Here is a 15,973-nt window from a genome sequence, read left to right on the forward strand (position 1 = left end):
AGCCAAGTTCCGCCGCCGCCATGGGCGAGACCTTGCCGGTCGCATGATCATCGCAGCCTCATGTCGTCGGGATTGAAGGTCATCTCGATCTGCTTCCACTGGTCGTACTTGTCCTGCGGCAGCTGGTAGCCGTCGCCCTGGCAGCGCAGGATCGCGCGCCGTGCCGCCTGGAAGGCGGTGTCGGCAGCCGAGGCGCTGCCGCCTTCTGAGCCGATCAGGCGCAGGCTCGAGCTAACCACGCGGCCCGAGGGCTCCATCTCCATGCCCACGGTCACCGTGACGCTGGCCGCCTCGCTGCCCACGTCGACGATCCAGCAGCGCTGAACGGCGATGCGCAGCGCATCCTGCTCGCCACGGGTCAGCGGCGGACCAGCAGGCGTGTCGGATTGCGTCGGGGCCCCGCCCCCCAGCGCCTCCGCAATGGCGGCGTCGACGGCGGAGTCGGTCGATTGCGACGGCGCAGGCTCGGGCTCAGCCTCGGGCGCGCTCGGTGTCGCGGGCGCAGGCTGCGGCTCCGGTTCCGGCTCGGGGGTCGGCTGCGCGGTGGCGATGTCGCGCGGACGCGGGCGCGGACGCACCGAGGCGGGCGGCGCCGAGGCGGGCTCTTCGGCCTCGGTCACGATTTCGGTCGCGGTTTCGGGCGGCGCGGTCGCTTCCTGCGCCTCCTCGGCCACGTCGGGGCTGTCGGCCTCTTCCTGCGCCGCCTCCTGAACCTCCTCGGCCTCGGTCACGTCGGGCTCGGACGGCGCGACCGGCTCGGGCGCCACGCGGGGCGCCGGACGCGGCACCGGGCGGGTGGCGCTTTCGGGCGCAGAGACCTCCGGCACCGCCTCGGCAGCGGGCGGCAGCGGGTCCGGCTCGGGTTCGGGCACAGGTTCTGGCTCTGGCGCCGGCTGCGGCGCCGGGTCAGGTTCGGGCTGCGGCGCGGGCTCGGGGGCCGGCGCCTCGGGCACAGGCTGCGGCTCCGGCGTCGGCTGCGGTTCCGGCTGGGGTGCGGGTTCCGGGGTTGGTTCGGGCTGCGGCGCAGGCTCCGGCGCCTCGACCGGGGCGGTCACCTCGGTCTGCACCTCGGGCGCCTGCGCGGCATCGACCATGGCCGAGAACTCCGCCTCCGAGATCACCGACACGTTCGAGACCTCGAACTCCGGCGGATCCGGACGGAACACGTTGCCGACCAGCAGCCACAACAGCACCAGGGCGTGCGCCCCGGCGGATATGGAGAAACTCCTGCGCAATCAGGCCCCCTCAGCCGCCGTCCGCGCCGTCGAGCGCCGGACCACCGCTATCGGTGACAAGTCCGATCGAGGAAAAGCCGCCGCGGTTCAGCGCGCCCATGACCTGCGCCACCGTCTGGTAGGGCACCGCCCCGTCGGCGCGCAGGAAGATGCGGTCGTCGGCCCGTTCCACGGCGATGGCACGGAGGCGGTTGACCAGCTCGTCCATCTCGACCTCGGTGGTCATGATCGTCACGGTGCCGTCGGCGGTGATCGTCACCGCGAGCGGCTCCTCGGTCTCGGAGGGCAGCGAGCTGGCCGCCGTCTTGGGCAGCTCGACCGGCACACCCACGGTCAGCAAAGGCGCGGCGACCATGAAGATGATCAGCAGCACCAGCATCACGTCGACCATCGGCGTGACGTTGATCTCGGCCATGGGCTGCGATCTGCCGCCGCTGCGGCGCCGCCGGCGTCCGCCGCCGCCTCCGCCCGATTTCATCACCCCTCCGCCCATGGATCAGGCGTCCAGCTGGCGCGAGAGGATGGTGGAGAACTCGTCGGCGAAGGCCTCGTAGCCCGAGATGATGCGGTCGGCATCGGCAGAGAGCTTGTTGTAGAAGATCACTGCCGGGATCGCCGCGACGAGGCCCAGCGCGGTGGCGAACAGCGCCTCGGCGATGCCGGGCGCCACGACCACCAGCGAGGTGTCCTGCTGGGCAGCAATCTCGATGAAAGCGTGCATGATGCCCCAGACGGTCCCGAACAGGCCGACGAAAGGCGCGGTGGAGCCGACGGTGGCCAGCACCGGCAGGCCGCGCTGCAGATCCTCGGATTCCTTCTGGATCGCCACGTCCATGGAGCGGTCGATGCGGGCATGAGCCCCGGCGATCAGCCCGCCATCGTCGCGATGCGAGCGGCGCCACTCGGTCATGCCGGCGGCGAAGACGCGCTGCGCGCGCCCCTTGGGCTCGGGCCCGATCTGGTCATAGAGTTCGTCGAGCGGTTCGCCGGACCAGAAGGCGCGGTCGAACTTCGCCGCCTCGCGGCGAGCGGCGCGGTAGCTGACGATCTTTTCGACGATGATCGCCCAGCCCCAGACCGATGCCAGCACCAGCATCAGCATCACCAGTTTCACCGTCAGGGTGGCGCGTGCGAACAGCCCCCACATGGAGAAGTCGATCTCCTGCGCGAGCTGGAGGGTTTGTGGATCCATTAGCCTGCTCTTCCTCATCGGGCCCGTGTGCACTGGGCTCTCGTTAGCGACGATTGTAGCGGATTTGCAGGGAGAACGCCAACACATTGGCGTCATCAGGGCCGCGAAAGCCCTTTGTAACAGGGTTTTGACGGCGCATCTCCGCCGAGCGGGCGGCCTTAGTGCACCTTGCGGCGCAGCTCCTGAGGCAGCCGCGTCGGCTGGCCGTCCAGCGTCATCGAGACCAGCGTCACCTCGGCGGTGAACAGCGCCTCGCCGGCGCGCTGCACCTCCTGGTGAAGCACCAGCCGCACGCCGCTGACCGACTGTACCCGGGTCTGCACCACCAGCTCGTCGTCGAACCGGGCCGAGGCGCGGAAATCGGCCTCGATGCGGCGGATCACGAAGACCACGCCCTCGTGCTCGCGCAGGGCGTTCTGGTCGATGCCCATGCCCTTGACCCATTCCGAGCGCGCGCGCTCGATGAACTTGAGGTAATTGGCGTGGTAGACGATCCCCGCCATGTCGGTGTCTTCGTAATAGACCCGGACCGGAAACTCATGCTGCATCTGTCGGCTCCCCTGGCTCGCGCCGCGACCCTATGCTCAGGTTGCCCGCCGCGCAAGCATCGGGAGGGCAAGGGCTTTTAGCGCCGGTTGCTGAGCCACGCGAGGCGCACGAAGCCGCGCTCGACCAGCGCCATCGCCGGCGCCCGCTGGCCCGCGGAGCGGATCGAGAGATCGGTGTCCATCAGCATGCCCAGCGCCGCCTCGAGCCGGTCGGCGGACCAGTTCTGCGCCTGCCGCAGCATCCGGTCGCGGCGCGGCCCGAAGAGCGGCGGGCGCAGGCGCTGCACCCCCGCCTGCGGGCCGCCCTGCGCCGAGGCCAGCGCGTAGAGCACCCGGAAGTGGCGCATCGCCATGATCAGCAGCGTCACCGGGTTGACCCCCTGCCCCTCGAGCCGCTGCACCAGCGGCCCGATCTCGGCGCTTCGGCCCTCGGCCACCACGTTGAGGATGTCGTCGAGCTCGGCCTCGATCGAGGCCGGCGCGCAAAGCGCCACCTCGTCCGGGGTCAGCGGTTCGGGGTCGTCGAGCTTGTAGAGCGCGACCTTCTCGAGCACCTGCCGGAAATCGCCCGGATCCAGCGCCCGGGCCAGCCCCTCGAGCGCATCGAAGGCGGCGCGGTCGACCTGTTCGAGACCCGCCTTCCTGAGCGCTGCCTCGATCTCGTCGCGGCCTGGCGGGTCGGAATAGATGCCGATGGAAAAGGCGTTGTGAAAGCCTTCGAAGAGCTTGCGCAGCTTGGATTTCGCGGCCAGCTGCCCGGCGGTGACGATGATCTGGGCATCGCCCTCGCGCCACTCGTCGAGCGCCGTCTTGATCACGTCCGTCAGGCCATCCGTGGCGTCCTCGACAAAGGCCACCCGGGGTCCGGGAAAGAAGCCCTGCGACTTGATTGCGTCGAGCAGCATGGCGCTATCACGGCGCAGCTCGCTGGCGGGAATGCGGGTGAGGCGCATCTCGGCCTCGCCCTCCGGGCCCACCAGCGCGCCGATGACTTCCTGCCGGCGATGGGCGACGCGCATCGCGTCCTCGCCGAAGAGCAGCACCCCCGCGCGCGACGGGTCGGGCTTGCGGAAGAAAGCCTGTGCGTCGCGCCCGGTGAGCTTCATTGCGGCAGCATGTCCGCGTCGAGCAGCAGCCGGTCGATGACCTGATCGGCAAGGATCACCATCAGGCGACGGCGCGCGTCGCGCTCGGCGGCCTGCGTGGCGGCTGTGGAGCCGGTGGCGGAGTAGCCGGTGAAGGCGTCGGTCTGGCCCGAGATCAGCACCTCTTCGCTGCCCACGAAGCCCAGGCTGTAGGTTGCCCGGCCGGTGAGCTGGTAGCGGGTGGTCTGGCCGTCGGCCAGCGAACCGAGCCCGTTCGAGGTCACGTCGATCGAGCGGTTCAGCATGTAGGGCCCAGAGGCGCGGCCAAGCCGTTCCTCGAAGCGCGCATTGAAATCATAGGTGTAGCGTCGGTCTGGCTCGGGCAGGGCCACGGCGTTCAGCAGCTGGCCACCGCCGCCCTGAGGCCCGTAGACCGGCGTGAACCCGCAGCCCGCGAGGGCTGCGAGCGAGATCAGGAAGGTTCTGCGATCAGGCAACCACATTGACGATCCGGCCCGGGACAACGATCAGCTTCTTCGGCGCGGCCCCCTGCAGGGTCCGTTCCACAGCTTCATGCGCCAGCACGAGTTTTTCAATCTCTTCCTTGGCCATGTCCTTGGGCACGGTCAGCTCGCCGCGGCGCTTGCCGTTGACCTGGATCGGCAGGGTCACGGTGTCCTCGACCAGCATCGCCTCGTCGGCCTCGGGCCATGCCGCATCCGCGATCAGCCCCTCGCCACCCAGCAGCTGCCAGATCTCTTCCGAGAGGTGCGGCGTCATCGGCGACATCAGCTGCGCCAGAACCTTGGCAGCCTGGGTCTTGGCCTCTGTGCCGGCGCGCGACTTGGTCAGCGCGTTGGTGAAGGCATAGAGCCGGGCGATGGCGGCGTTGAAGCCGAAGCTCTCGACGCCCATGGTCACGTCGTGGATCGCCTTGTGCATCTCGCGCAGCAGCGCCTCGTCCTCACCGGTCGGCGGCACGTCGCCCGCCGCGATCTCGGCGCAGGCGCGGTAAACGCGGGAGAGGTGCTTGTTGGCGGCCTCGGCCCCCGACGCGGTCCATTCGACGTCGCGCTCCGGCGGGCTGTCCGACAGCACGAACCAGCGCGCGGTGTCGGCGCCGTACTGTCCGATGATGGCCACCGGGTCGACGACGTTGTTCTTCGACTTCGACATCTTGGCCGAGGGGATGATCTCGACCTCGGTGCCGTCCTCGAGGAAGCCCCTGCCGTCGCGCAGTTCCACCGCCTCGGGGTAGTGATAGACCGGACGGCCCTCGGCGCTCTTGGTCTGGTAGATCGCGTGGGTCACCATGCCCTGCGTGAAGAGCGCGTTGAACGGCTCCTTGCACTTCTCCGGCAGGTGGCCGGTGAGGTGCATCGCCCGGGCAAAGAAGCGCGAGTAGAGCAGGTGCAGGATCGCGTGTTCGATGCCGCCGATATACTGGTCGACATTCATCCAGTACGCGGCCTCCTCGGGATCGACGGGGGTGTCGGCATCCGGCGAGGTGAAGCGGGCGAAGTACCACGAGCTGTCGACGAAAGTGTCCATCGTGTCGGTCTCGCGCCGGGCGGGCGCGCCGCAGGACGGACAGGCACAATCGCGCCAGTCCGGGTGACGGTCGAGCGGGTTGCCGGGGATCGAGAAGTCGATCGGCTTGCCACCCTCGTCATAGGGCAGCTGGATCGGAAGGTTTTCCTTCTTCTCCGGCACCACGCCGCAGGCCTCGCAATGCACCACCGGGATCGGGCAGCCCCAGTAGCGCTGGCGGCTCAGGCCCCAATCGCGCAGGCGGTACTTGGTGACGCCGTGGCCGACGCCATTCTCTTCGCAGAACGCAACGGCCGCGTTGACCGCCTCGTCGCCGGTCTGGACCTCTTCGCCCGCCACGAGACGGGTGTAGCGGACCTTTTCCGATTTTTGCGGCACGAAGGGCTCGGCGGAGATGTCGATCTCGCCTTCGAGCGGCACGAAGGTCTCGACGATCGGCAGGCCATACTTGGTGGCGAACTCGTGGTCGCGCGCGTCGTGGCCCGGGCAGCCGAAGATCGCGCCGGTGCCGTAATCCATCAGAATGAAGTTGGCGACATAGACCGGCAGCTCGACCGAGGTGTCAAACGGGTGGCGCACGGTGATTCCGGTGTCGAAGCCGCGCTTCTCGGCTTTCTCGAGCTCTTCCTCGGAGGTGCCCATGCGGCGGCACTCGGCGACGAACTCGGCCAGCTCGGGATTGTCCTTCTCGAGCGTGCGGGCGAGCGGGTGATCCGGCGAGATGCCGACAAAGCTCGCGCCCAGCAGCGTGTCGGGGCGGGTGGTGTAAACCTCGATGCGGTCAAAGCCCTCGGGGGCATCGACGGTCGAGAAGGCGAACTCGAGCCCGCGCGAGCGGCCGATCCAGTTGGCCTGCATCAGCTTGACCTTGGCGGGCCAGTCGTCGAGCCCGTCGAGCGCATCCAGCAGCTCGCCGGAGAAGTCCGAGATCTTGAAGAACCACTGGGTGAGCTCCTTGCGCTCGACCAGCGCGCCCGAGCGCCAGCCGCGGCCGTTCTCGACCTGCTCGTTGGCCAGCACGGTCATGTCGACCGGATCCCAGTTCACCACGGCGTTCTTGCGGTAGACGAGGCCCGCCTCGAGCATGTCGAGGAACAGCCCCTGCTGCTGGCCGTAATAATCCGGGTCACAGGTGGCGAACATGCGCGACCAGTCGAGCCCGAAGCCAAGCGGCTTCATCTGCTCGACCATCGTGTCGATGTTGGAATAGGTCCAGTCCTTGGGGTGGCCGCCCGACGCCATCGCGGCGTTCTCGGCCGGCATCCCGAAGGCGTCAAAGCCCATCGGGTGCAGCACGTTGAAGCCATTCTGCTTCTTGTAGCGCGCGATCACGTCGCCCATCGTGTAGTTGCGCACATGGCCGATATGGATGCGCCCCGACGGGTAGGGGAACATCTCGAGCACGTAGTATTTCGGCTTGTCGGCGGTGCGGGTGGCCTTGAAGGTCAGGGCCTCATCCCATGCGGCCTGCCATTTCGGCTCGATCGTGGCGGGGTCGTAACGCGACATTTCTTATTCCCTCGGAACGGACGGGTCTCGGGCGGGGTGATAGGCGCATGGGATCGGGGCGTCCAGTGCAAGGCGACATTTCCGCAACCGACACCCCGCATCGCCGGCCCCCGGCAGCTTGCGCGGTTGGATCGCGCCCCGTCTCATGCAACAAATCGCAAAAGCCATTTCGAGATGACCGCCCAGATGAAAATTCTCTGCATTCACCAGAATTTCCCCGGCCAGTACAAGCACCTCGCGCCCGCACTGGTGCAGCGGGGGCACGAGGTCGTGGCGCTGACCCTCAAGGTGAAGGAGCCGACGCAGTGGAATGGGGTGCGCGTCCTGCCCTACAAGATCAACGGCGGCAGCACCCAGGGCATCCACCCGTGGCTCGGGGATTTCGAGACCAAGCTGATCCGCGGCACCAGTTGCTACAACGGGGCAGTGCAACTGAAGAAGCAGGGCTTCACCCCCGACGTGATTCTCGCCCATCACGGCTGGGGGGAGAGCATGTTCCTCAAGGATGTCTGGCCGCGCGCCCGGATGGGGCTGTATTGCGAGCTCTATCACCTGGCGTCGAAGCCCTTCGTCGGCTTCGACCCGGAGTTCGACAAGGCCCCGCCGGACACCAACGCGCTGCGCATCCGGATGAAGAACCTCAACAACCGGCTCCACGAAGAGATCATGGATGCCGGCATTTCGCCGACGCGGTTTCAGGCATCGACCTTTCCCGAGGCCTGGCAGGACCGCATCACCGTCGCGCATGACGGCATCGACACCGATCTCGTGCGCCCCAACCCGGACGCAACGCTCGAGGTCGGCGACGGCAAGGTGCTGACCCGCGACGACGAGGTCATCACCTTCATCAACCGCAACCTCGAGCCCTATCGCGGCTACCACATCTTCATGCGCGCCCTGCCCGAGATCCTGCGGCGGCGCCCCAATGCGCAGATCACCCTGATCGGCGGCGACGAGGTGAGCTACGGCTCGAAGCCGCCCAAGGGCACCACCTGGAAACAGACGTTCATCGACGAGGTGAAGGACCGGATCTCGGAGGAAGACTGGGCGCGCGTGCACTTCCTTGGCCGGGTGCCCTATGACCGGTTCCTGTCGATGATGCAGGTAAGCCGGGTGCACGTCTACCTGACCTACCCGTTCGTGCTGAGCTGGTCCCTGCTCGAGGCGATGAGCGCGGGCTGCGCGATCCTCGCCAGCGACACCGCGCCGGTGCGCGAGGCGTTGACCGAGAACGAGACCGGCTGGATGGTCGATTTCTTCGACGTGAAGAGCCTTACCGACCGGCTCTGCACCCTGCTCGACGATCCCGAGACCCGCGCCCGGCTGGGGCAGGCTGCCCGCGCCCATGTGCGCGAGCATTACGATCTCAGAACCCGCTGCCTGCCGCAGCACATCGAGTGGGTCGAACGACTGCTGGCGCAGACGCCGCGGCCGGCCCGCGACTGACGCGGCCACAGCTCTCCACCCGCGGCTGTCGCGGCGCCCCTAGCGCAGCGCGAAGTTCTCGGCCGAGAATGCCGACAGCGCGGCCCATTCCAGCGCCTTGCGCTCGGCTTCGCCATCGGGATGCATGAGAAGGGCGACAAGCGCGACCAACAGGCCGCACATCCCCCACAATTCTGTTCTGATCGACATCTGCTCTGCCTCTGATTCTTTCTTGGGCGTCTTTTTGTGACTGGGAAGGTGGGCTTCCCGGCGATCCGGATCAAGTCACGCTTTATGGCAGGATCGTGCGCGTGCTCGCGGCGCCACGCCGGGCTAGCGTTTGCGCCGTCCACCGCTGCTGCGCGCATGAAAGGCCGGCGGACGTTTGCCGACCCAGGCGAGGAAGCGCGCCATGCGGGGATGGGCGCGCAGCGCCTCGGGGGTGTTGAACGCGCGCGCCAGCTCGGCCTCGGTGAAGGTGGCGTGGATCTCGTTGTGGCAGATCTGGTGCAGCCGCACGACCGACCCGCCCTTGCCGCCCTTCAGTTTCGGCACGAGGTGATGCAGGCTCTGTTTCGCCTCTGGCGGGATCGGGCGCAGGCACAGGGGGCAGATCGGATCGGTCATGCGCGGCTCTTGAACGGGGGCGTCTGGCAGGGCAGAAGACTGGCGCCATTCACGGCAGGATCAAGGGGGCGTTGATGCAGGCAGGGCACGAGATCGAGGCGCTGGTGATCGGCGGCGGCCCGGCCGGGCTGATGGCCGCCGACGCGCTGCTCTCGGCCGGGCACAGGGTGCTGCTGGCCGAGGCCAAGCCATCGCTCGGGCGCAAGTTCCTGATGGCGGGCAAGTCGGGGCTGAACCTGACCCGCGCTCAACCCTTCGGGCCGTTCCTCGCGGCCTATGGCAGCGCCGAGGCGGCGCTGCGCCCGATGCTGGCCGAGTTCACCCCCGAGACCGTGCAGGCCTGGGCCGAGGGGCTGGGCCAGACCACCTTCACCGGCTCCACGGGCCGGGTCTTCCCCACCGCGATGAAAGCCTCGCCGCTCTTGCGGTCGTGGCTGGCACGGCTCGACGCCATGGGGCTCGAGCGCCACACGCGCTGGCGCTGGACCGGCTGGGACGGCGAGGAAACCCGTTTCGAGACCCCCGACGGCACGCTGGCGCTGCGGCCGCGCGTGACGGTGCTGGCGCTTGGCGGAGCGAGCTGGGCCCGTCTTGGCTCGGACGGCGAGTGGACCGGGCATTTCGCAGGACAAGGCATCGAGGTCTCGCCGTTCCGGCCGGCCAATGCAGGTCTCTGCGTCGACTGGTCCGAGCACATGGCACCGCAGTTCGGCGCGCCGCTCAAGGGCGTGGCATTTCGCGCCGGCGGTCTGGTCTCGCGCGGCGAGGCGGTGATCTCGGCGCGCGGGCTCGAGGGCGGCGGGCTCTACCCGCTGTCGCCGGCGCTGCGCGAGGGCGCGGCTCTGGTCATCGACCTCGCGCCGGATGTCTCGGAGGAGGCTTTGACCGCAAGGCTCGCGAAGCCCCGCGGCAAGCAGAGCCTGTCGAACCACCTGCGCCGCGCGCTGAAGCTCTCGCCCGCCGCCCGCGCCCTGCTGATGGAATGCGCCCGCCCCCTGCCCGAGGATCCGGGCACGCTGGCCCGCACCGTCAAGGCACTTGAGCTGCCGCATCAGGGGCTGCGCCCGATGGACGAGGCAATCTCGACCGCCGGCGGCGTCGCCTTCGCGGCGCTCGACGAGGGCCTGATGCTGACGCAGCGCCCAGGCTGTTTCGTGGCCGGAGAGATGATCGACTGGGAGGCGCCGACCGGCGGCTACCTGCTCACCGCCTGCTTCGCGACCGGGCTCTGGGCCGGACGCCATGCGGCGCGCTACCTGTCGTCACGCGGCCGCACACCGTAGCTGCGCATCGCGCCCTCACGCATCTCGGCGACCTCGGTTTCCGGATAGAAGAGATAGCTTGGCGCGCGCACGGCACTTTCGGTGCTCACATCGACGGCGATGACGTTGCGAATGCGGAAGCGGGTGCCGACCTGCGCCAGCAGCGGGGCGGCGAGCGCGTCGAACCCCTCGCTGTCCGCTGGCACGACACGGGCGCGCCCTTCCAGACGCCTCCCGCGCTGGCTGAACACGTCGATCAGGCTGATGCAGACCGCCGGGTTGGCGCGGATGTTGCGCAGGCTGCGACCCGATGCGATCTCGGCGATCAGGAAGACGCCCTCGGAGGGCTCGGCATAGACCTCCTTCGGCGACACGTTCGGCAGCCCCTCTTCGGACACCGTCGCCAGCCAGCACAAAATGGCCCTGTCTTCCATCCCGCCTCCTCCCGTCTCCGTGGCCCGGTCGACCCTGATGGCACGCGACGGGGCCGTCAACAGACGAAAGGGGCGTGTCAAACGCCGAGCGAAAGCGGATCGAAGCTTCGGTTTACTGGGGTTTGACTGCGTGCGGTGGCAAGCAATCCCGCCGCAACCGCCGAGCATGTCCGACCCAAACCGAACCTTGGATGCCGCAAGGCGAACGACCGCAATGCGGACGAAGCCGACTTCCGCCAAAGGTCCTGTGTGGATGGCCCCCGCATAGCAAGGCTTAAATGAGATTGCGTGTACCTTTTCAGAAGCGGTCTTGTGTCCGGCCTGTTGATGCGGTCATCGCCGCTGGCCCTGATGGGATCCGCAGATCAGGTTCCTATCTGCTTTGCGGGCAATGGCGCCCGGGACATTCGTCGGAGCGTCCTGATCGTTGCGGCTGAACGGTACACCATCACATCGTTGGTCTTGCTATCTCGTTGGCGCGCGCCGTCTCATACGGCGTGCGGCTTGTAGGGCTCGTCTCTGGTCAATACAGCCCACATGATCCGGGCCGTCTTGTTCGCCATGGCGACAGTCGCAAGCCGCGCTGGCTTTCTCTGCAGCAGCTTCGTCAGCCAGGGGTCGGCGCGCTCGGGGCGGGTCGCAACTTGCCGGATGCGCGATGTCATACCGACAACGATAAGCTGGCGTAGGTATCGGTCACCCATCTTGGTGATCTTTCCCAACCGCTCTTTACCACCGCTGGAATGATTGCGTGGTGTCAGGCCAAGCCACGCCGCAAACTCTCGACCGCTCCGGAATTGGCGGCCCGACCCAATCGTAGCGGCCACGGCCGAGGCAGTGACGGGCCCGACGCCGGGAATGGTCTGCAGGAGTTGAGCTTGGCGGCTGAGACGGGCCTGAATACGCATCGTGATCTCGTACCAGCCGAGGCGATTGTGCAGATCGACCAACTGTCGGCTGAGGACGCGCAGAACGTCCTGGGCCAGATCGGGCAGTTCCGGCTGCTTGCCGTCGATGATGGACCTGGCGAACTCGATGGCGCGCGCGACGCCCCGAGCGATGGTGATCCCGAACTCCGCTGCAAGGCTCCGGACCATGTTGATCAGCTGCGTCCTCTGGCGCACGATGAAGTCACGCGCGCGGTGCAAGGACAAGAGTGCCTGCTGCTCCTCGGACTTGATCTCGACGAAGCGCATCGTGGGCCTTGTCACGGCTTCGCAGATCGCTTCGGCGTCGACCGCATCGGACTTGCCACGCTTCACGTAGGGTTTGACGTACATTGGCGGCATCAGTCGGACGGTATGGCCGAGTTGCGAAAGCTCCCGCGCCCAATGGTGGCTCGATGCGCAGGCTTCGATGCCGATGAGGCAGGGCGACAGTCGCTCGAAGAACGCCAGCACCTGCGCCCGTCTCAACGGTCGGTTGAAGGCAACCTCTCCGGTCCCGGTCACTCCGTGGACTTGAAAGATGTTCTTGGCCAGGTCGAGGCCGACGGTGGTAACTTGCATGGGGTGGCTCCTTTCGATCGCAGATTCTGACACCTGCAGTATGGCGTGTTGCGACGCCGGGAGCGGGAGCCATCCACCCCATCTGCTTTTGGAACGGGACAAAAACGGTCGTTTTTGTCCCGTTCCAGAAACCTACGAGTTTTGGCATTTTTCTGCGTTATAGTAGCTGGTTGAGTCATTTATTGTGTCTCCAACGCCAGCGCTCCGGACACAGAGTTTACAACGATCATCATAGTGGAGATGTTCGAAACGAGACGATTTACTGTCGTGCGACCTTCAGAACTTGCAGCTGCGTCCGGGCCAAAATCAATTTCCTGAAGCGTACTCACCAATCCAGCTAGTTCTAAACTTTGGTCACTAGAATAGCGTGCCAGATCGGCTGCAGTCTCGATCTCCGCGTTCCCTACCAGCTGGATAGCATCCTCATCAATTTGTGCGACGGCCTCTATTGACACGACGAGCGTTTGTAAGTCGTCTGTCTGCAAACCTTGGAACAGTTCCGCAGCTGAAGTAAGCCTCTCTATCGCAGCAGAAGTTGTTTCTAAGGAGTTAACGCTCGTCTCGTCCTGCTCTATTTGCAGCAGCACGTCGTGGATCAGCGCCAAACCCTCGAGAGTGTTCACTGCCGCTTCTTGAAAGCGCGCCAGCGTCTCCTCTGAAACCGTTCCAGGTGGAGGCTGGAAGAACCAAGCATGAGCAGGCAACGTATAAAGTACGGCGCTGAGAACTAATCCAACAAGTCTATTGCGCATCGCTGCACCCTCTTAAAACTTCGGTGAAGTTATTTGGAAAATCGCCACGGTCAAGTAAAGGAGCGGCTATCCTGAGAAAGCCAGGTGATTGATAGGTCTGACACATATCTCGCTGGACTAGTTCCCACGTTTCATTGTCGATCAGGCCACCATCACGGTAAATGTATTGTTCTGAGAAAAAGCTAAGTGTCTTTTGGACAAAAACTGTTTCTTCTAGCTGCGGAGGCTCTACTCCAAAGAGCCTCTCGGCGAGATCAGCGTTTGCCGCTAACGCATCATATAGGTCTCTACCGTGCGCAAGCGAGGTTCCAATGGCCTGTGCTTGAACGGCTTGGCGGGCTAAATAGAACTGCCGAGCGCTGATGGCAACGGACACGATTAGAACGATTGCTGAGATTATTGAAATGATCGCAGCGGTGGAGGCAATTTCGTCTTTGAATGTTTTGAGAAAAGCCAATTTCAAATACCTTGCCGTTCGTTGATACGTATCACGCCTCTCAGTCAGTGAATTAGTTACCGGTAATATTAGAAGTTTATCTAGCCCGTGCAACCCCAAAGGAACAGCACGAACTTCAGTGACACCAGAATTGAGACCCAACCCCCCTGACACAACCTATACGCCAAAAACGGTCGTTTCTATCCGGCCACACGTTCCTAAGCGTTTTCATGGGTTTAGCCAGGGCAGAACCCCAAAGCAAAATCCATGTGGTGCTCGCACGGTTTGGGCTGCACGGCAGAGCGGCCGTTCGCTGCAGTCCGTCGAAGGCGTAGGTCGGGCTCGAAGCCGTCGTCCGCCGCATGGGGCGCGAACGACAACTTATCCCTGGCACATGCGATCTGGGTCAGCGACCTGACAGGACGGTCGCTTTTGTCTGAAACCTGAAAGGGGCGCCCGCATTCGGACGCCCCTTCTGACTTGCTTGAGAAGCCAATCGCGTCTCGTCGATCAGACCGCGACCTTGCGGCTTTCCTCGAGATAGATTTCACGCAGGCGGGCCGCCACGTCGCCCGGCGTGCCGGTGCCGATGGTGGCGCCGTCGATCTCGACCACCGGCATCACGAAGGCCGAGGCCGAGGTGAAGAACGCCTCGTCGGCCTCCTTGGCCTCCTCGATGGTGAAGGGGCGCTCTTCGACGACCATCTGCGCCTCGCGGGCGAATTTCAGCACCGCGGCGCGGGTGATGCCGTGCAGGATGTCGGTCGACAGGTTGCGGGTGATGATCTTGCCGTCCTTGACGATATAGGCGTTGTTCGAGGTGCCCTCGGTGACAAAGCCGTCCTCGACCATCCACGCATCGTCGCAGCCGGCCTTCTTGGCCATCATCTTGCCCATCGACGGGTAGAGCAGCTGCACCGTCTTGATGTCGCGGCGGCCCCAGCGGATGTCCTCGATCGAGATCACCTTGATGCCCTTCTTGGCGGTCGGGTTGTCCGCGAGGCCGGGCTTGTTCTGGGTGAACAGAACCAGCGTCGGCTCGGTGGTCTCGGGGTCGGGGAAGGCGAAGTCGCGGTCGCCGGGCGCGCCACGGGTGACCTGAAGGTAGATCAGCCCCTCTTCGATGCCGTTGAGTTCCACCAGCTTGCGGTGGATCTCGATCAGGTCGTCGAAGGCGGCGGGCTTCTTCATGTCGAGCTCGTTCAGCGACCGCTCGAGCCGCTTCTGGTGGCCCTCGAAGTCGATCAGCTTGCCACCCAGCACGGAGGTCACCTCGTAGACGCCATCGGCCATCAGGAAGGCGCGGTCGAAGATCGAGACCTTGGCCTCGGTCTCGGGCAGGTACTCTCCGTTAACGTAGACAGTGCGGGTCATGTAAGGGGTCTCCAGTCAGGTCGGTCGGGAGCGGCGGGCGGGGATCAGCCCCAAAGCGCCGGCTCGGAAGGATGCACGCCCTGCGCGTCAAACAGCAGGGGGGTGGGGCGGTCTTCTGCCAGAAGCAGCGGGCCGTCAAGATCGGTGAAGGCGGCGCCCTGCGCCACCAGAACGGCGGGCGCCATGGCAAGGCTCGAGCCGACCATGCAGCCGACGAAGATGCCGTAGCCCTCGGCCTCGGCCGCGGCGCGCATCGCCACCGCCTCGGTCAGGCCGCCGGTCTTGTCGAGCTTGATGTTGACGATGTCGTACTTGCCCTTGAGCCCGGGCAGAGAGGCGCGGTCATGGGCGCTCTCGTCGGCGCAGACCGGCACCGGGCGCTCCATGCCGATGAGCGCGTCGTCATCGCCCGCGGGCAGCGGCTGCTCGACCATCGCCACGCCGAGCCGCACCAGATGCGGCGCCAGATCGGCATAGACCTCGGCCGTCCAGCCCTCGTTGGCGTCGACGATGATGGTGCTGTCGGGGGCGCCCCGGCGCACCGCCTCGAGCCGCGGCATGTCGTCGGGCGTGCCGAGCTTGACCTTCAGCAGAGGTCGGGCGGCGTTCTTGGCGGCCTGCGCCTGCATGTTCTCGGGGGTGTCGAGCGACAGCGTGTAGGCGGTGATCTCCGGGCCGGGCTTCGGCTGACCCAGAAGCTCCCAGACCCGCTTGCCCTGCGCCTTGGCCTCGAGATCCCAGAGCGCGCAGTCGACGGCATTGCGGGCGGCGCCGGCGGGCAGCAGCTCCTGTAGCGCCGCGCGGCTCACATCGGCCGGCAGGCCTGCGACCTCTTCGGTCACGCTCTCGAGCGTCTCGTCGTAGCGCGCATAGGGCACGCATTCGCCCCAGCCGGTCACCCCGTCGCGGGTGATCTTCACGGTCAGCACCTTGGCCTCGGTGCGGCTGCCCCGGGAGATGGTGAAGACCTGTGCCAGTCTGAACGTGTCGCGCGTGACCTCGATGCTCAAGAGCCCTGCCCCTTCGTTGTGTCGT

17 protein-coding genes are annotated in these 15,973 nt (G+C 66.0%); 2 read left to right on the plus strand and 15 right to left on the minus strand.

Annotated features, from left to right (window positions below; genetic code table 11):
* Positions 1-47 precede the first annotated feature (47 nt).
* The 7 genes from tolA to leuS form a co-directional block, all read right to left on the minus strand.
* Positions 48-1,235: a cell envelope integrity protein TolA gene (tolA, locus tag R2601_RS04775; protein WP_050768406.1), complete on the minus strand. Its 1,188-nt coding sequence runs from the start codon at positions 1,233-1,235 to the stop codon at positions 48-50.
* Positions 1,236-1,245: 10 nt separating this feature from the next.
* On the minus strand, positions 1,246-1,728 hold the full coding sequence (gene tolR / locus R2601_RS04780) for a protein TolR (RefSeq protein WP_040544365.1): 483 nt from the start codon (positions 1,726-1,728) through the stop codon (positions 1,246-1,248).
* A 3-nt stretch (positions 1,729-1,731) separates the two neighbouring features.
* Positions 1,732-2,427: a protein TolQ gene (gene tolQ / locus R2601_RS04785; protein ID WP_007794370.1), complete on the minus strand. Its 696-nt coding sequence runs from the start codon at positions 2,425-2,427 to the stop codon at positions 1,732-1,734.
* A gap of 158 nt (positions 2,428-2,585) precedes the next feature.
* On the minus strand, positions 2,586-2,975 hold the full coding sequence (ybgC, locus tag R2601_RS04790) for a tol-pal system-associated acyl-CoA thioesterase (RefSeq protein ID WP_007794373.1): 390 nt from the start codon (positions 2,973-2,975) through the stop codon (positions 2,586-2,588).
* Between the two features lie 77 nt (positions 2,976-3,052).
* Positions 3,053-4,081 (minus strand): DNA polymerase III subunit delta, encoded by a 1,029-nt coding sequence (gene holA, locus R2601_RS04795; RefSeq protein ID WP_007794375.1) that lies wholly within the window; start codon positions 4,079-4,081, stop codon positions 3,053-3,055.
* On the minus strand, positions 4,078-4,563 hold the full coding sequence (gene lptE / locus R2601_RS04800; protein ID WP_007794378.1) for an LPS assembly lipoprotein LptE: 486 nt from the start codon (positions 4,561-4,563) through the stop codon (positions 4,078-4,080). The genes holA and lptE overlap by 4 nt, the downstream gene beginning before the upstream one ends.
* The gene (leuS, locus tag R2601_RS04805) at positions 4,550-7,120 is read right to left on the minus strand and encodes a leucine--tRNA ligase (RefSeq protein ID WP_007794382.1); all 2,571 of its coding nucleotides are present in this window, start codon (positions 7,118-7,120) and stop codon (positions 4,550-4,552) included. The genes lptE and leuS overlap by 14 nt, the downstream gene beginning before the upstream one ends.
* A 186-nt stretch (positions 7,121-7,306) precedes the next feature.
* On the opposite strand from leuS, the gene R2601_RS04810 reads away from it, so the two are divergent.
* The gene (locus tag R2601_RS04810; RefSeq protein WP_040545156.1) at positions 7,307-8,566 is read left to right on the plus strand and encodes a glycosyltransferase family 4 protein; all 1,260 of its coding nucleotides are present in this window, start codon (positions 7,307-7,309) and stop codon (positions 8,564-8,566) included.
* Between the two features lie 39 nt (positions 8,567-8,605).
* On the opposite strand, the gene R2601_RS26760 is transcribed toward R2601_RS04810, so the two are convergent.
* Together R2601_RS26760 and R2601_RS04815 are read right to left on the minus strand one after the other, a co-directional pair.
* Positions 8,606-8,755 carry a hypothetical protein gene (locus tag R2601_RS26760; protein ID WP_154657514.1) on the minus strand — a complete coding sequence of 50 codons (150 nt, stop codon included), beginning with the start codon at positions 8,753-8,755 and terminating at the stop codon, positions 8,606-8,608.
* A gap of 123 nt (positions 8,756-8,878) precedes the next feature.
* Positions 8,879-9,172 carry an HNH endonuclease family protein gene (locus R2601_RS04815; RefSeq protein ID WP_007794389.1) on the minus strand — a complete coding sequence of 98 codons (294 nt, stop codon included), beginning with the start codon at positions 9,170-9,172 and terminating at the stop codon, positions 8,879-8,881.
* A 74-nt stretch (positions 9,173-9,246) separates the two neighbouring features.
* On the opposite strand from R2601_RS04815, the gene R2601_RS04820 reads away from it, so the two are divergent.
* Positions 9,247-10,455, plus strand: coding sequence for a TIGR03862 family flavoprotein (locus R2601_RS04820; RefSeq protein WP_007794393.1), 1,209 nt, complete (start codon positions 9,247-9,249; stop codon positions 10,453-10,455).
* Here R2601_RS04820 and R2601_RS26920 read toward each other — a convergent pair.
* The 6 genes from R2601_RS26920 to dgcA all read right to left on the minus strand — a co-directional run bounded on the left by R2601_RS26920 (position 10,425) and on the right by dgcA (position 15,948).
* Positions 10,425-10,868, minus strand: a complete 444-nt coding sequence (locus R2601_RS26920) for a pyridoxamine 5'-phosphate oxidase family protein (RefSeq protein WP_007794395.1) — start codon at positions 10,866-10,868, stop codon at positions 10,425-10,427. The two genes, R2601_RS04820 and R2601_RS26920, sit on opposite strands and share 31 nt — an antisense overlap.
* 488 nt (positions 10,869-11,356) lie before the next feature.
* On the minus strand, positions 11,357-12,376 hold the full coding sequence (locus tag R2601_RS04830) for an IS110 family RNA-guided transposase (protein ID WP_007794398.1): 1,020 nt from the start codon (positions 12,374-12,376) through the stop codon (positions 11,357-11,359).
* 179 nt (positions 12,377-12,555) lie between these two features.
* Complete coding sequence (locus tag R2601_RS04835; protein WP_083793896.1) at positions 12,556-13,128, minus strand: hypothetical protein; 573 nt, start codon at positions 13,126-13,128, stop codon at positions 12,556-12,558.
* Positions 13,118-13,585, minus strand: a complete 468-nt coding sequence (locus tag R2601_RS26620; protein WP_144266894.1) for a hypothetical protein — start codon at positions 13,583-13,585, stop codon at positions 13,118-13,120. Before R2601_RS26620 ends, R2601_RS04835 begins: the two co-directional genes overlap by 11 nt.
* A gap of 489 nt (positions 13,586-14,074) precedes the next feature.
* A complete protein-coding gene (locus R2601_RS04840; RefSeq protein ID WP_007794403.1) occupies positions 14,075-14,938 on the minus strand; it encodes a D-amino-acid transaminase in 864 nt (287 codons plus the stop codon).
* Between the two features lie 44 nt (positions 14,939-14,982).
* A complete protein-coding gene (gene dgcA, locus R2601_RS04845) occupies positions 14,983-15,948 on the minus strand; it encodes an N-acetyl-D-Glu racemase DgcA (RefSeq protein WP_040544367.1) in 966 nt (321 codons plus the stop codon).
* Positions 15,949-15,973 lie beyond the last annotated feature (25 nt).

This window comes from Salipiger bermudensis HTCC2601, from assembly GCF_000153725.1.
GTDB lineage: Bacteria > Pseudomonadota > Alphaproteobacteria > Rhodobacterales > Rhodobacteraceae > Salipiger > Salipiger bermudensis.

Excerpts from the sequence above, each read along its gene's own strand:
- tolR (WP_040544365.1), bottom strand. The coding sequence starts at position 1,728 with ATGGGCGGAGGGGTGATGAAATCGGGCGGAGGCGGCGGCGGACGCCGG.
- tolQ (WP_007794370.1), bottom strand. The coding sequence starts at position 2,427 with ATGGATCCACAAACCCTCCAGCTCGCGCAGGAGATCGACTTCTCCATG.
- ybgC (WP_007794373.1), bottom strand. The coding sequence starts at position 2,975 with ATGCAGCATGAGTTTCCGGTCCGGGTCTATTACGAAGACACCGACATG.
- holA (WP_007794375.1), bottom strand. The coding sequence starts at position 4,081 with ATGAAGCTCACCGGGCGCGACGCACAGGCTTTCTTCCGCAAGCCCGAC.
- lptE (WP_007794378.1), bottom strand. The coding sequence starts at position 4,563 with ATGTGGTTGCCTGATCGCAGAACCTTCCTGATCTCGCTCGCAGCCCTC.
- leuS (WP_007794382.1), bottom strand. The coding sequence starts at position 7,120 with ATGTCGCGTTACGACCCCGCCACGATCGAGCCGAAATGGCAGGCCGCA.
- R2601_RS04810 (WP_040545156.1), top strand. The coding sequence starts at position 7,307 with ATGAAAATTCTCTGCATTCACCAGAATTTCCCCGGCCAGTACAAGCAC.
- R2601_RS26760 (WP_154657514.1), bottom strand. The coding sequence starts at position 8,755 with ATGTCGATCAGAACAGAATTGTGGGGGATGTGCGGCCTGTTGGTCGCG.
- R2601_RS04815 (WP_007794389.1), bottom strand. The coding sequence starts at position 9,172 with ATGACCGATCCGATCTGCCCCCTGTGCCTGCGCCCGATCCCGCCAGAG.
- R2601_RS04820 (WP_007794393.1), top strand. The coding sequence starts at position 9,247 with ATGCAGGCAGGGCACGAGATCGAGGCGCTGGTGATCGGCGGCGGCCCG.
- R2601_RS26920 (WP_007794395.1), bottom strand. The coding sequence starts at position 10,868 with ATGGAAGACAGGGCCATTTTGTGCTGGCTGGCGACGGTGTCCGAAGAG.
- R2601_RS04830 (WP_007794398.1), bottom strand. The coding sequence starts at position 12,376 with ATGCAAGTTACCACCGTCGGCCTCGACCTGGCCAAGAACATCTTTCAA.
- R2601_RS04835 (WP_083793896.1), bottom strand. The coding sequence starts at position 13,128 with ATGCGCAATAGACTTGTTGGATTAGTTCTCAGCGCCGTACTTTATACG.
- R2601_RS04840 (WP_007794403.1), bottom strand. The coding sequence starts at position 14,938 with ATGACCCGCACTGTCTACGTTAACGGAGAGTACCTGCCCGAGACCGAG.